The sequence below is a fragment of the Nocardiopsis rhodophaea genome (assembly GCF_039530945.1).
Lineage (GTDB): Bacteria > Actinomycetota > Actinomycetes > Streptosporangiales > Streptosporangiaceae > Nocardiopsis_C > Nocardiopsis_C rhodophaea.
Window position 1 is genome coordinate 35,386 of the sequence record NZ_BAAAPC010000009.1, and the last position, 14,235, is coordinate 49,620.

The window sequence follows — 14,235 nt, forward strand, 5'->3', positions numbered from 1 at the left end:
ACCACTGGCGGAAAACTCAGCGTCATCCTATCGTAAGGATTAAACAGAGATAAGGATCCTTAACCCTTATGGCTCCTTGCTCAGCGCAGCCAGACCCTATCGCCGGAAGCGAGGTCTACGCCGTGACCAGCCTCTTCAGCGACGACTCCCTGAGCACGTACTCCAGCATCACCGTCCCGGCCGGTACCACCGTGAACTGCCGGTCAGAGGGGGCGGGCGAAATGATCGCGCTGTCCTTCGGGGTGCACGAGCGCGTGACTCTGGACATCGACCCCTCCATGGTCGGCCCGATCGTGGACGGACTCACCCAGGCACGAGCCCAGGCCGAAGCCGCCGCCTCTGCGGCCGCACCGCTTAACCCCCTTGTCGACCCCGAGTAGGCCGGGCATGCGTGGGGGTGGTGCGCGCTCGCGCACCACCCCCACAGGCAGTTACGATCCTCCGCCTCACAGTCGCACGGGAAGCTCCGCCAGACGCCAGGCGCCCGGCTGGGGTGTGCGGACCAGTTCCGCGGGGTCGACCGCCAGGCTGATGTCGGGGAAGCGCTCGAACAGCTTCGCGAAGGCGACCTCGCTCTCCTGACGGGCCAGGGCGGCGCCGAGGCAGTAATGCGTTCCGTGGCTGAAGGCGACGTGGGTCTCCCGGCGTCCTCCCGATTCGCGGGTGATGTCGAGAGTGTCGGGCTTGCCGAACTGGCGCGGGTCGAAGTTGGCCGCGGCCAGGATCGGTGTCACGGCCTCGCCCCGCTTGATGACCGTGTCGCCGATCCTCACGTCCTCGGTCGCGTACCGGGTCCCGACCAGCTGGGCGGGCGGAACCCGGCGCAGCAGTTCGTGTACCGCGCGGGGCATGAGTTCGGGCTCGCGCTTGAGGAGCCGGAACTGGTCGGGGTGGGTGAGCAGGTCGACCGTGCCGTTGGCGATGAAGGTAGCGGTGGTGTCGTATCCCGCCATCACCAACGTGAAGACCATCGTGACCATCTCGGTGTCGGTAAGCCGGTCGCCGTCCTCGTCGTGCGTCCGGATGAGTCCCGTCAACAGGTCGTCGGCGGGTTCGGCGCGGCGCCGCTCGATCAGGTCGCGGACGTGGTCGATCACGCCGCGCACGGCTCCGGCGAATCGTGTGGGGTCGTCGGATCCCAGATCTGTGCCGAACCGGCGCCATGCTGCCCGGTCTTCCTCATCGATACCGACCAGCTCGCAGATGACGGTCATGCTGTATGGGTGGGCGAACTGGCTCAGCAGATCGACGACGCCATTGTCGTCCGCGTGATCGGTGAGTCGGTCAAGGAGCCCGTCGACGATTTCCTCCATGCGGGGGCGCAGCGCACTGATCCGCCGCACGGTGAAAGCGCGGGAGACGAGCTTGCGTAACCGCACGTGGTCAGGGCCGTCGATGTGGAGCAGGCTCACCATGTATTGCAGGTATTCCTCGGGAATCCCGAACGCCTTCAGGGACCGCAGGCGGGTGTCGTCGTGCTCGAACCCGGGGATGGCGGCCCGGTCACTGACGAAGCGCGCGTCGGCCAGCACCGCCTTGACGTCGTCGTAGCGCGTGACAACCCACGTCGGTTCGCCGATCATGGGCTGCTTTCCGGGCAGTACGCGGCCCTGCTCCCGCAGCTTCGCGTATTCGGTGAATGGGTCGCGGGTCAGTTCGGGGGCGCCCAGGTCGATTGCGGCGTCGGTTCCGGTGCGGGCCGTCATTGCATAACTCCTCGTCGGTCGGTGGGGACGGAGGGACTTTATCGCCGACCAGATTCCCCTGCACGCCATTAATGGCCCCACCACGGCCGCGATGCTTCTCGCGGGCTGCCGACAACGGTCGGTTCCCTCGAACGCGTCCCCGCGGTCGGCAGCCGAATCACTCCACTAGAGGTTCACATGGGACTTAACGTCGATTCCCGGCATGCGGAACACCAGCCTCTGGACCATCACGGGGAGACGCTGCCATTATTGGTCGCCCCCGAGCCCCCCACACGGGAAGCCCCCATGACTACATCGTCGTGTCCTTCGATCTGTCATGTCCCGGTGCCGCCGCGGCGGTCGGCGGCCGGGGTGGATTCCAACGGACTGGGCATACCCGGTCGCAGCCTCGGTACAGCCGCCGCAGCGCTTGCAGCGCTGCCCCGGTATTGCGCCTGACCTGGGCGGGGAACGTCCCGGCCCCCTCCGACGAGGGAGGTCGCCCCTCTCGGCTCGGTCGGTCGCGTTGCCATACTGACGCCCTCGGGGTGCTTGGGACCTGCCCGGATATCCGATACTCCGGCGCCCCGAGCCCTCCCCGACCGTTCGCGATCGACCCCACCCTGTGACGGCGGCCGGAGCGGTTTCGACGACCCCGCCCGCACGCCGGGTCCTCGGCACCACATTCGCTGCTCACCGGCCGCACCCCCGTTGAACCGAAACTGACCCGCAGTCGTGTCCCACACGAGCCGACGCGGTTCTGCCGGTGCCATCCGCACCGGATAGGAGGGAGTGTAGGGATGACACGTGCGTTGTCCCGCGACCGGATGACGGCCTCCGACGAGGCGTTGATTCGGACGCTCTATGAGGAGCACGGACGCGCCTTACTGGCCTACGCCACCCGGCTGACAGGCGACCGGGCGGCCGCGGAGGACGTCGTCCAGGAAACCCTCATCCGGGCATGGCGCCATTCTGAAGCCCTGGTGAGCGGGAAAGGCTCGGTGCGCGGGTGGCTCCTCACGGTCGCCCGCAACATCATCACCGACCGCATACGAGCGCGCGAGGCGCGCCCCAAGGAGGTAGCCGAAACTCCCATCAGTGCCGTCGAGAGCGACCACGCCGACTCCGTCGTGGACTCGATGGTCGTCATGGAGGCCCTCGACCAGCTGTCCGGCGACCACCGTGACGTGCTGGTCGAGGTCTACTTCCGGGACCGGAGCGTTGGAGAGGCGGCCAAAGCGCTGGGCGTCCCGCCCGGTACGGTCAAGTCCCGGTCCCACTATGCGCTCAGAGCGCTCAGAGACATGTTCAGGAGCCGAGAAGTCGTGCTGAAGGAGGCAGCGGGATGAGCGGCACGCGACACCAGGACGGCTACCTTCTCGGCGCCTATGTTCTGGGCACGCTGGATCCCCAAGAGTCGGCCGTCGTGGAGCGGCATGCGGCGGACTGCGCAGAGTGCCGCGACGAGCTGGCGGGACTCCGTGAAATGAAGGAGACACTGGGCGATCTGCCCCCAGAAGCGATGCTCACCGGGCCGCCGGAGGGGGGCGACCTGTTGCTGCAACGCACACTGCGCAGCGTCCGCGAGGAGCGCGCGAGCGCGGGGCGGCGGCGCCGAGTGCTCGTGTCGGTCGCGGCGGCCGCCGCGGCGGCCGTTCTCGTCGGTGGCGGGGTGGTGGCCGGCCGGAGCATGGGCCCCGACGTGCCACCGCAGACAGCCCCCAGCCCCTCCGCCCCCACAGAACCTCCGGACGCGCCGGAGGGAACGGTGACTGTCTCCGGCGAGGACCCGGTGACGGGAGTCAACGGTGAGATGACGATCGAGCCCGCCAAGGGGTGGGTCCGCGTCAACGCGGCGATCTCCGGGATTCCGGCCGGGGAGAAGTGCCGATTGGTCGTGGTGGGAAAGAACAAGGAACGCGAGGTCGCCGGTAGCTGGCTGACCTCCGCCGCGGGCGAGGAGGAGGCAACCACCCTGGACGCCGCGGCCCTCATCGCTCCCGAGAATGTCGAGGCCGTGGAGGTGTGGAACTTCGAGGGTGACCGGTTCCTCCGCGTCGAGGTCTGACCTAGCCCCGCCGGGGCGAGTCAGTTCGCAACGAGCGGCGACAGGGTCCTCCCATAGGCCGGGACGATCGACCGCGCGATACAGGAAAAAGGGACTCCGACCGAGATAAGGATGCGGCGGCCCCGGACAGAAACCGGGGCCGCCACGTTCGTGTGTCCGGGAGGGGCATCACAGGATGCGAGCGACGATGCCCGACCTCGGACACACGAGGGGCGCCGTGCCAGGCCCGCACGGCGCCCCGGTCTGGTGGGGCAGGGCGGGCGGGGTTTAGTACCCGCCGCCACCGCCGTAGCTGCTGGCGTCTCCGCCGCCCTCTCCCTTGCCGGCGGAGACGTCCGCACCGCTGCCGTCGTCGTCCTTGGCCCGCTTGCCGGAGGGGCTCACGGTCCACCAGACGTCGCCGACACCCTCACCCTCGACGTCGCCGGCCTTTTCGTCCTCGGCGTAGTAGTACAGCGGCCACCCACCTAGCGTCACCTGGCAGGACCCGTCGGGGAACTCCAGGAGGCCGATCTCGGAGTCGCTGCCGTCCCACTTGACCTTCTGTCCGTCCAACAGGACGTCCTTGCCGGCCATGAGCCGCGGCCACTTCTCCTCGCAGGCGGCGTCGCAGTTGGTGGCGGGCGGGTCGGCGGTGTCCTTGTCGAACCGGTAGAGCGTTCGGCCCTCGCCGTCGACGATGATCTCGCCGAGCTTGTCGTTCTTCTTGGTCTTCAGCACGGTCGTGCCGGGCGTCCACTGGCGCTCTCCGCCGCCACCGTTGTCCCCGTCGGCGGCGCTGTTCTGCTCCTCCGCGCCCGCGTTTCCGCCGTCGTCCCCGGCGCCGTTGTCGTCCTTGGCCTTCTTGCCCGACGGGCTGACCGCCCACCAGACGTCGCCCATGGCCTCCCCGTTGGTCTGCTCGGGGGCGGTGTCACCGGCGTAGTAGTACAGCGGCCATCCGCCCAGCGTCACCTGCTTCTGGCCGTTCTCCCACTCCACAGTCCCGGTCTTGGAGTTGTCACCGCCCTCGATGGTGATCTCGTCGCTGGCCCACACCGGGGGCCACTTCTGCTCGCACTCCGCGTCGCAGTTGGAGGTCGGCGGGTCGGCGGTGTCCTTGTCGAACCGGTAGAGCGTGAAGCCCTTGGCGTCGACGACGACCTGACCGAGCTCGGCGTCGTCCTTCACCTTGAGCTTGGTCGGGGAGGCCAGGTCGGACTTCTTGTTGCTCCCGTCCCCGTAGCCGTCTTGTTCGGCTTCACTCTTCTGGCCGTCACTGGCCGGGTTCAGGGATTCCGCGTCGTCGCCGTTCTGGCAGCCGGCGAGCAACAGGGTCGCGATGAGCCCGACTGCCAGGGGCATGAGCTTTTTCGTGCGTCGCACGGGAATGTCCTCTCCGTCGAGTCGCCACCGCGGACGTCTGCCGGGAATCCGGTCCGAAGCCGTCCGCCGCGTCTTTGTTCCACCTCCACACGGAGAGGTGGACAGCACGGTTCAGATCAATTGCCGCAGATCGCCCGAGAGTGTCAGGATTCCCGCCTTTTTCACGGAGGTGTGCGGGACGAATGCGCAGGTTGATGAGGCGAACGGAGCGAGGCCGATCGCGGCGGAAAAGCGGCGCCTCCCGGCTCCGGCCCCCAGGACCCTTCGGCCGTCCGGTCGCCACGGCGGAAACCGGTTCGTCCCTGCCCCGCTGTACTGCGATGATGTCGCGCATGTCAGCGCGAGAACTCGTGGTCTTGGGCAGCTCCAGCGCCGTGCCGACCAAGCGGCGCAACCACAACGGCTACTTCCTGCGGTGGGATTCCCACGGAATCCTGTTCGACCCGGGTGAGGGCACGCAGCGGCAGATGCGCTACGCGGGGCTCTCGGCGCACGACATCACCCGCATCTGCGTGACCCACTTCCACGGAGACCACTGCCTCGGGGTCCCGGGGGTCGTGCAGCGGATCGCGCGCGACAAGGTCCCACACACGGTGCACGCGGTGTTTCCGTGGGAGGGCGAGGAGTACTGGCGCCGCCTCCGCCACGCCACGGCCTTCGGCGACACCGACGTCATCGCCGAGCAGCCGGTCGTCGGCGAGGAGACGGTCCTGACCGAGGAGCCCGAGAGGCCGGGCAGCGGGAAACTCATGGTGACGGCGCGCCCACTGCGCCACCGGCTCCCCACCTACGGGTACCGGCTGGCTGAGCCCGACGGCTGGCGCATGCTGCCCGAACGGCTCGCAGCACGGGGTGTCCATGGTCCGGCGATCCGCACACTGCTGGAGGAGGGGCAAGTGCGCAACGCCGCGGGCCACCTCGTCCACAGGGAAGAATGCGCCGAGACACGGCGGGGCCAGGTGTTCGCGTTCGTCATGGACACCGCGGCGTGCGCCAACGCGGTGCGGCTGGCCCAAGACGCTGACCTGCTCGTGATCGAGTCGACCTACCTGGAGTCCGAGGCCGCGCTGGCCGCGGACTACGCCCATCTGACGGCGGCTGAGGCCGGTCGGATCGCGGCGGAGGCCGGGGTCCGGCGGCTGGTGTTGACGCACATCTCCGAGCGCTACGAGCCCGCCGACGACTCCCGTTTCCTCGCCGAGGCGGGGGCGGAGTTCGACGGCGATATCGTGCTCGCCGCCGACCTGCAGCGGGTCGCGGTTCCACGCCGTCGGCGCTGACGCCGCCGGTGGGGCGGGTCCAGGCGGACCCGGACCACCAACCGAAGCACCAGCGTCATCCGGTGAGCCGAGCGTTCGCCTTGATGGACTCCACCACCTCGGCGAACACCGGATCCCCGAGGAACATCGTGAACGTCTTCACGACCGAACACGGAGCACTGGCCCGCGCGCGGTCGGCCAGCGCCCGGTGGCACAGCACCAGGTCGGCGTCGGCGGGGACGCGGTCGACGGGCGCGTGCCCCACCGTGACCCCGAAGGCGGACAGCGCCTGGGAGAGCTGCGACGTGAGCAGGGCGCTGCTGCCCATCCCCGCGTCGCAGGCGATGATGACCCGGCGGATGTCGGATCCGTTGATGGTGTTCATGAGGAAGCCTCCGGTGAGGTGGCGGGCCGGGCCGTGCGCCCGAAGCGCAGCAGCGCGGCGGCGACGAGGAACGACACGAGGGTGGAGGCGGCGACACCCGCCAGCACGGCGAGGTGGCCGCCCTTGGGGGTGACGGCCATGTAGGCGATGATGCTGCCCGGGGACGGCGTGGCGACCAGGCCCGCCCCGCTGAGCATGAACACGAGCACGCCCGACGCACCGCCCGCGATGACCGAGAGGACCAGGCGGGGCTGGGCGAGCACGTAGGGGAAGTAGATCTCGTGGATCCCGCCCAGGAAGTGGATGATGATCGCGCCGGGGGCGGAGGTGCGCGCGGTGCGCGCGCCGAAGAAGAGGACGGCGAGCAGCAGCCCCAGGCCAGGGCCGGGATTGGTCTCGATGAGGAAGGCGATGGACTGGCCGGTTTCGGCGGCGTCGGCGGCTCCGAGAGGGCCCAGGATGCCGTGGTTGATCGCGTTGTTGAGGAACAGCACCTTCGCGGGCTCGACGAGGAGCGAGACGATGGGGAGCATGTGCAGGTCGACCAGGAACTGCACTCCGGCCCCGAGGGTGGTAGCCAGTGTCTCCACCAGCGGGCCTATGGTGAGCATCCCGACGACGGCCATCACCCCGCCGATGATGCCCGCGCTGAAGTTGTTCACCAGCATCTCGAAGCCCACCTGCACGCGGTGCTGCACGAGGCGGTCGAAGAGCTTGACGACCTGGGCGGCGAGCGGACCGATGGCCATCGCGCCGAGGAACATGGGCACGTCGGCGCCGACGACGATGCCGACGGTGGCGGTGGCGCCGACGACCGCTCCGCGTTGACCGTGCACGATGTGCCCGCCGGTGTAGCCGATGAGTACCGGCAGCAGCACCATGATCATCGGCTCGACGAGCTGGGCGAAGGTCTCGTTGGGGAACCAGCCAGTGGGGATGAACAGCGCGGTGATGAGGCCCCAGGCGATGAACGCGCCGATGTTGGGCATTACCATCCCGGCGAGGTTGCCGCCGATACGCTGCACGCCCGCGCGGATGCGGGAGCTGTGCGGGAGAGGGGCGGGTGCCGTCAATGCGGTCTCCAGGGGGGGTCGGGGGCCGAGATGAGGCGCGCGTGCGGGGAGGGGCGCGCAGGACGCGGAAAGCGTTCCGTTGTTTCATCCGCCGCCAGAAGGCGGTCGATCGTCAGCGTTCGGGCGCGGTCGTGCGGCTACGGGGTCACCTGTGCTTTTGTCAACGTCCCGGTTGTGTCGGCCAGAATTCGTCTCCGGGCGCGTTCAGGGCGCGTGAGGTCGGTGATTAACCATGGCATCCGATGCGGCCATCCCGATCCCCACCGTCTCCATCCTCTTCACCTTTCACCTGGCCGGTCGCGCGTGCAGGAGAATAGACGCGGACGCGTATTGGTGTCCAGTTCGGCGAAGATCAGAGAGGGAGAAAAGGCTTTGGTGCGGAACGCAGCATCGTGCCTGCTGCAAAACATCGCGATGTGGTCTTGGAATGACCGGATACCAGACCTTTGCTAGCACGCTCGATCCCTGCCGCCCCGGACCTCGGCCTCCCTGCGCACAGCTGCTCCGCACGGTTCGGGCGCCACCCTTGGCACCATAAGTTCAGATTTCAATATCCGCCGCGTCGGACGATTTGCCTTCCAGCAAACGAAGCAGGAATAGTAGGGCATCACCTGACCCTAGAAAGCTCGCAGGGTGCGGCGCCGCACCGCCGAAAATCTCCCTGCCGCGCAAAGGATTGCTCTGACATGCGAGATCGGCGCGCTCACCCCTTTCCGTGGACGCTGCGGTTCCATGGGCTTTCCAATCTCCCCTACCAGACCGCAACGACGCCGGCCGAGGGAGGGTTCGCGTACCGGGCGGACGGAGAATGGGAATACATCGCGGCCCACGAATTCGCCAGTGGCGTCACCGCCGTTGCCCAAGGGCTCATCGCCACCGGCATCGAGCCAGGGAATCGCGTGGTCTTGGCGTGTGGAACGCGGTACGAGTGGGCATTGATCGCGTTCGCGGTGTGGGCGGTGCGCGGCGTCCTCGTCCCCGTCCATCCGGCGTGTTCGCCCGCGCGTCTGCAGTTCATCGTGCGCGACACCTCACCCAGCGCCGTGATTGTGGAGACTCGCCGACACCTGCGGGCCGTCGCCGACATCCATGGCGAGCTCAACGCGCTCACGCGCGTCTGGCGGCTGGACGGCCTGCAACCTGACAGTGCGGAACCCTCCCGCGGTTCGGGGCTGCGGGCGATCGTCTCCGCTGGCGCGTACATGGACCCCTCCGCCGTCCTGTTCCGCCGCCAGGACACCGTCCGTGAGGACTTCGCGGCGATCATCCACCCGCCGACCACCGCACTGAGCTCGCACGGTGTCGTGTTCACCCACGGCAACCTCCTCGCTGCCGCCGAGGGGCTGGTCGACCGGCTGTATCCGCTGCTCGATGAGGCCCCCGATGAGCCGCCCGCAACGCTGCTGCACCTGCCGCTGACCGGAGTGTTCGGGCAGACCGTCCTGATCGCCTGCGTCATGGCGCGCATCCGCGTCGGTCTTCCGCACCGGCGCACCCCGCTCCGGCGCGAGATCAGCGAGTTCCGCCCGGTGTTTCTCTTCACTCGGCAGCGCCTGCTCGACCAGGTCTGCTCGGTGGAACGCGCCATCGCAGTGGAGAAGTCGAAGAGCCCCGGCTGGGACAATCTGCGTGCGTTCGAGTCCGCGGTCGACCACGCCGTCGAATACGGCAAGGCCGGACGCAAAGGGATCGCGCGACGCGTCTCACACGCCATGCACGAGTGGCTGTACTCGCGCATCCGCGAGAGGTTCGGCGGACGGCTGCGCTTTATCGTGGGTGTCGAACCGCTTCCCCAGCGCCTCACCCACTTCTACACCGGCGCCGGGATGCCCGTGGTCCACGGCTTCGGAATTCTGGAGACGGGCGGTCCCTTCACCCTCGACATCGGCGGCAGCCACGGCCCCGACAGCGTCGGTCTCCCACTGCCGGACGTGCAGGTCCGCCCGGCCCCCGACGGCGGCATCGAGGTGCGCGGGCCACAAGTCTTCCGCGAGTACTGGAACGCCCCCGAACGCACCCGCCACGCGTTTGACGACGGATGGTTGCGCATCGGCATCGAGGGCCGCCTCGGCACCGATGGTGCCCTGGTCCTGCCCCCGCCTGCGGCCGGAGGCGGGGGCCTCCGGCTCTGAAAACGCCGAAGGGTGGCGCCCCAGCGAACAGGGCGCCACCCGAATCACCGTGGTGCGGTGTCCTCTCGTCGGCTAGCTTGCCGAGTCGGCCGGGACCTCATCGGTTTCCGGCAGCTCGGGGTGCCGGCGGAGCAGGTATATGGCCGTGGCCAGACCGCCCCACACGACCACGATAGAGATGATCAGCATGACGATGGCTCCGGCCGACATCAGCGGGTCCCTTCTTCGACTACGTCCGATTCCTCTTGGGCACCGCCGCGCTTCCAGGGGAGCAGAGAGAACACGACGCCGATGACGATCGCTCCGATGGCGACGCCCCAGCCCAGGGACGCGACGAACCACGTCTCGTATTCACCGTAGTTCTCGCTGAACTCGGTGATAAGGCTGTCGATCATCATCCAGCCGAGCACTACCGGCGTGATGATACCCAGCGTGACGCGCCACCACAGGCCCAGCGGAACCGCGGAGGTGGCGTTGGCGTGGTCCTGCATGCCCCGCAGTCCGCGGACCCCCCAGGCCACCACGATCACCAGGATGAGCGCGGCGAGCGCGATGCCGTACTGGTTGATGAAGTGGTCGGCGACGTCCAGGATGTACAGGCCCTGGTCGGACGGGAAGAGCACGATGGAGGCGATGGCCACCGCACCGCCGACGCCCAGCACCGTGGGCACACGGCTCAGGCCAGTGCGGTCCATGACGGCCGCGATGACCACCTGCACGATGCTGATCAGCGAGGACAGCCCCGCGACCACCAGCGAGCCGAAGAACAGCACACCGAACACCGCGCCGAGCGGCATCTCGGAGATGATCTGCGGGAACGCGACGAACGCGAGGCCGATGCCCGATTCGACGACCTCGTCGACCGGGATGTTGGCCGACACGGCCATGAAGCCCAGCGTCGCGAACACGCCGATGCCGGCCAGGATCTCGAACGAGCTGTTGGCGAACCCGGCGACCAGGGCGGAGCCGGTGAGGTCGGCGCGGCGCCGGAGATAGGACGCGTAGGTGACCATGATGCCGAAGCCGACCGACAGCGAGAAGAAGATCTGCCCGTAGGCCGCGACCCACACGCTGCCGCTGGTGATGGCCGACCAGTCGGGCGAGAACAGGGCGTCCAGACCGGTGGCGGCGCCGTCGAGGAACAGCGCCCGCAGAACCAGGATGCCGAAGAGCACGACGAGCAGGGGGATGAAGATCTTGTTCGCCCACTCGATGCCCTTCTTGACCCCCAGCGCCAGCACGCCGAGGGTGATCACCCAGATCACGATGAGCGGAACCGCCACGCCCGTGACGTAGGTCGAGATCGGCCCGGGCGCGTCGGCGACGTGGAGGAAGTCGCTCATGAGGAAGCCCCCGGGGTCGTCACCCCACTGCAGCCCGATCGAGAATCCGACGAAGCGGAGCGCCCAGGCGATGATCACGGCGTAGTAAGACGCGATCACGAAGCAGATCAGGACTTGCCACCATCCGATGGCCTCAGCCGGTCGCGCTATCTTCCGATAGGCGGCGGGCGGCGAGCCCCGGAACCGGTGGCCGACTGTGTACTCCAGGATCAGCAGCGGAATACCGGCCGTCAGCAGCGCGACGAGATAGGGGACGAGGAACGCCCCACCACCGTTGTCGTAGGCGACGTAGGGGAACCGCCAGATGTTCCCGAGGCCGATCGCGGACCCGATCGCCGCCAATAAGAATCCCGCGCGCGTGCCCCACTGCTCGCGCTGCTGCGTTGCCATGTCAGGGGTCTCCTCTGAAAGGTGCGTCCGGATTACAGCGGATCGAAATTAGCAGCAATGTGTTCTGCTACACATCCCCCACGTCGGGAAACACTCGATCACGATCCGGTCGTATCTGTGTCTCGCCTCCCGTCGTCGGGTGAGGTGATTGCGCTACGACAATGGGGACAGGGCCGAGGTGGCCCCCGGCCTCTGTCAAAACGGTTTCGCCTTGGAGCCAGCGCTCTTCGGCGGCCGTGGAGGCCTCATCCGCGCTGGATCGGAAGAACGCGGGTGGGTGGTGGCCCGGGGGATGCTCATCGGCTCCGGGCCACCGCGCCACGTCGCTGCTCCGGCGTGCTTCCGCACGGGGGCGGGTAGGCGGGACGCCGCCGCGTCAGGTCAGCATGCCCTCGATGGTGTCGGCGGCGCGCTGCGTTCCCCCCTCCTCGCGGAGTTCACGGCGGGCGGCGGCGCAGCACTCAGCGACCTTGGGGTCAGCTGTCAGCTCCAGCAGAGTTGAGCGCAGTTTCTCGGCCGTCGCCTCCTCGTTGTCCACCCGCCGGGCGACACCGGCTTCGACGAGATGGTCGGCGTTGCTGAACCCGTCGGTCATCTGCGGGACCGCGATCATCGGCACCCCGCAGTAGAGGCCCTCGCTGCTGCCGCCCATCCCCGCGTGGGTGATGAAGGCATCGGCCTGTTCCAGGATGGAGACCTGGGGCACCCACGGGTGCACCTCGACGTTGTCCGGGATGTCACCCAGGTCATCGGGGTCGAGGTCCCGGCCGATCTGCAGCACCACATGCCAGCCCGGCAGATCACCGAAAGCGGACAGGCACTCCCGGTAGAAGTCGGGCTGGTTGGTGATGGCCGACCCAAAGGAGATCAACAGGACGTTCTCCACGCCGGCCGGGCGGCTCCAGGTGCCCTGCTCGGAGCGGTCGCCGACGCAGGGGCCGACGAAGGTGACCAGGTCGGTGTCCACTGTGTGGGCGTGCGGCTGCATGGCGCGCGGGATGAGCGCCAGGGTCCGCGTCGGCGGCTGGAGGAAGTACACATCGGGGTCGGTGGGGACTGCGATGCCGTTCTCGGTGAGCCAGCCGCGGTACTTCCTCACGTAGGCGTCGGCCCCGGGGAGCTGTCTGAGCGGCGCGCCGACCTCCTCCTCGATGCCGTCCCAGGGCACATAGGTGGGGGAGAGCTGGACGACGGGGAGGCCCCACTGTTCAGCCAGAACGCGGGCCGCCGTCCCGGAGATGTCGATCAGGAAGAGGTCCGGGCGGTCGTTCTCGTAGGCGGAGCGCAGCTGCGGCAGCATGGCGATGGCGTCGTCGAGGAAGAGGTCCATGGCGGCGATGGGGTCGTCGGGCCAGTCATGGGTGTGCTCGTCGATAGGCAGGGTCGTGGTGTAGCCGACGAATTCGGCCCCGGCTCCCGTCACCACCTCTTCCAGCTGGGGGTCGTTGGCGTAGGTGACACGGTGGCCGCGGGCCACCAGTTCGCGGATGACCTCCAGGCTGGGCAGGACGTGGCTGATGGCCGGGATGGAGACCATGGCGATATGGGCACGGCGAGTCACGGGTGATCCTTACGAAGTCATGGCGGTTCTGCGTGCGAGGAAAATCGAACCGGCGCGTGGGGCTCAACAGGGCAGGAGATGGTGATGCCCGCGGCCTGGACCGCGCGGAGACGCGCCGGGAGCATGGGCGGGCGTTGATCGCGGCCCGCTGCTCGGATCACTCGTAGAGCTGAAGGAAAGCCATGGCGGCCAACGTAGCCGATCTCGGGACGGATCGGTAACGAATTTTCGGGCCGCGTGGACAGAAGGGACAGATTCTGCCGTCCCTTCACCGTCGGACCGGCGAGGAGCCCCCGAAGTCGGTGCCCAGGCCGTTCTCCAGAAGGTCGAAGGCGGCGTGGGCACGCGCGACGGCCTCGGGGTGGACGTCGGTGGCGGTGCGTCCTATGCGCATCTCCTCCACGTTGCGAGTGGACAGAACGCGCTGTGTCGCGACGATATGGCCGGCCGCGATGCGCGCGGCGAAGGGGTCGGTGCCGTCGATGTCGGCCAGCGCGTCGGCGAGTGCCTCCTCGCCGCGGAGGATGTAGGCGGGCAGGCGGGCCAGGAGTGCCGGTGTGGAGTACAGCAGGTGCTGGAACTCCAGCACGTCGCGGGTGTCGTTGAGTCCGGTGATCGGGTCATGGCGATCGAGGCCGTCGAGGAAGTGGCGACGCAGGGCCGCCAGTGGGGCCTCGTCGTCCGCACGTTCGCGCACGACGCGGGCGGCTTCGGTTTCGTGGTCGGCGAACCGGTGCAGGACGAGGTCTTCCTTGGTTGGGAAGTAGGCGAAGAGCGTCGGCTTGGACACCTCGGCGGCAGCGGCGACGTCGGCGACCGAGACCTGGTCGAATCCTGACTCCTGGAAGAGTCGGACCGCCGCACTGGAGATGGCCCAGCGGGTGCGCTGCTTCTTGCGTTCTCTGAGTCCCACCTGCTCTCCCATGCGGCCAGCCTAGCGCCACTCGATTAACTTAGACAAATACATTACCAGA

Annotated in this window: 13 protein-coding genes; 5 read left to right on the forward strand and 8 right to left on the reverse strand. The window is 68.2% G+C overall.

Annotated elements, in window-relative coordinates:
* Positions 1 to 68 precede the first annotated feature (68 nt).
* Positions 69 to 380, forward strand: coding sequence for a hypothetical protein (locus tag ABD259_RS11705; protein WP_344162233.1), 312 nt, complete (start codon positions 69 to 71; stop codon positions 378 to 380).
* A 66-nt stretch (positions 381 to 446) separates the two neighbouring features.
* Here ABD259_RS11705 and ABD259_RS11710 read toward each other — a convergent pair whose 3' ends face one another.
* Positions 447 to 1,706: a cytochrome P450 family protein gene (locus tag ABD259_RS11710; RefSeq protein WP_344162236.1), complete on the reverse strand. Its 1,260-nt coding sequence runs from the start codon at positions 1,704 to 1,706 to the stop codon at positions 447 to 449.
* A 779-nt stretch (positions 1,707 to 2,485) separates the two neighbouring features.
* Between ABD259_RS11710 and ABD259_RS11715 the strand changes: the two genes are divergently transcribed.
* Together ABD259_RS11715 and ABD259_RS11720 are read left to right on the forward strand one after the other, a co-directional pair.
* A complete protein-coding gene (locus ABD259_RS11715) occupies positions 2,486 to 3,034 on the forward strand; it encodes a sigma-70 family RNA polymerase sigma factor (protein WP_344108859.1) in 549 nt (182 codons plus the stop codon).
* Positions 3,031 to 3,753, forward strand: coding sequence for a zf-HC2 domain-containing protein (locus ABD259_RS11720; protein WP_344162239.1), 723 nt, complete (start codon positions 3,031 to 3,033; stop codon positions 3,751 to 3,753). Before ABD259_RS11715 ends, ABD259_RS11720 begins: the two co-directional genes overlap by 4 nt.
* Before the next feature lie 267 nt (positions 3,754 to 4,020).
* On the opposite strand, the gene ABD259_RS11725 is transcribed toward ABD259_RS11720, so the two are convergent.
* Positions 4,021 to 5,118, reverse strand: coding sequence for a hypothetical protein (locus tag ABD259_RS11725; RefSeq protein WP_344108852.1), 1,098 nt, complete (start codon positions 5,116 to 5,118; stop codon positions 4,021 to 4,023).
* A 332-nt stretch (positions 5,119 to 5,450) separates the two neighbouring features.
* Here ABD259_RS11725 and ABD259_RS11730 point away from each other — a divergent pair, with 332 nt between their 5' ends.
* Complete coding sequence (locus tag ABD259_RS11730) at positions 5,451 to 6,398, forward strand: ribonuclease Z (protein WP_344108850.1); 948 nt, start codon at positions 5,451 to 5,453, stop codon at positions 6,396 to 6,398.
* Between the two features lie 55 nt (positions 6,399 to 6,453).
* On the opposite strand, the gene ABD259_RS11735 is transcribed toward ABD259_RS11730, so the two are convergent.
* Both ABD259_RS11735 and mtlA read right to left on the reverse strand, forming a co-directional pair.
* On the reverse strand, positions 6,454 to 6,762 hold the full coding sequence (locus tag ABD259_RS11735) for a PTS sugar transporter subunit IIBC family protein (RefSeq protein ID WP_344108848.1): 309 nt from the start codon (positions 6,760 to 6,762) through the stop codon (positions 6,454 to 6,456).
* Positions 6,759 to 7,835 carry a mannitol-specific PTS transporter subunit IIC gene (gene mtlA, locus ABD259_RS11740; protein ID WP_344108846.1) on the reverse strand — a complete coding sequence of 359 codons (1,077 nt, stop codon included), beginning with the start codon at positions 7,833 to 7,835 and terminating at the stop codon, positions 6,759 to 6,761. Before mtlA ends, ABD259_RS11735 begins: the two co-directional genes overlap by 4 nt.
* Before the next feature lie 686 nt (positions 7,836 to 8,521).
* Between mtlA and ABD259_RS11745 the strand changes: the two genes are divergently transcribed.
* Positions 8,522 to 9,967 (forward strand): AMP-binding protein, encoded by a 1,446-nt coding sequence (locus ABD259_RS11745; RefSeq protein ID WP_344162242.1) that lies wholly within the window; start codon positions 8,522 to 8,524, stop codon positions 9,965 to 9,967.
* A 72-nt stretch (positions 9,968 to 10,039) separates the two neighbouring features.
* Here the strand turns inward: ABD259_RS11745 and ABD259_RS11750 are convergent, their stop codons facing one another.
* The 4 genes from ABD259_RS11750 to ABD259_RS11765 form a co-directional block, all read right to left on the reverse strand.
* Positions 10,040 to 10,177: a methionine/alanine import family NSS transporter small subunit gene (locus ABD259_RS11750; protein ID WP_344108841.1), complete on the reverse strand. Its 138-nt coding sequence runs from the start codon at positions 10,175 to 10,177 to the stop codon at positions 10,040 to 10,042.
* Positions 10,177 to 11,700, reverse strand: a complete 1,524-nt coding sequence (locus tag ABD259_RS11755) for a sodium-dependent transporter (protein WP_344108839.1) — start codon at positions 11,698 to 11,700, stop codon at positions 10,177 to 10,179. Before ABD259_RS11755 ends, ABD259_RS11750 begins: the two co-directional genes overlap by 1 nt.
* Before the next feature lie 376 nt (positions 11,701 to 12,076).
* On the reverse strand, positions 12,077 to 13,237 hold the full coding sequence (locus ABD259_RS11760; protein ID WP_425573515.1) for a macrolide family glycosyltransferase: 1,161 nt from the start codon (positions 13,235 to 13,237) through the stop codon (positions 12,077 to 12,079).
* A 292-nt stretch (positions 13,238 to 13,529) separates the two neighbouring features.
* A complete protein-coding gene (locus ABD259_RS11765; protein ID WP_344108834.1) occupies positions 13,530 to 14,186 on the reverse strand; it encodes a TetR/AcrR family transcriptional regulator in 657 nt (218 codons plus the stop codon).
* Positions 14,187 to 14,235 lie beyond the last annotated feature (49 nt).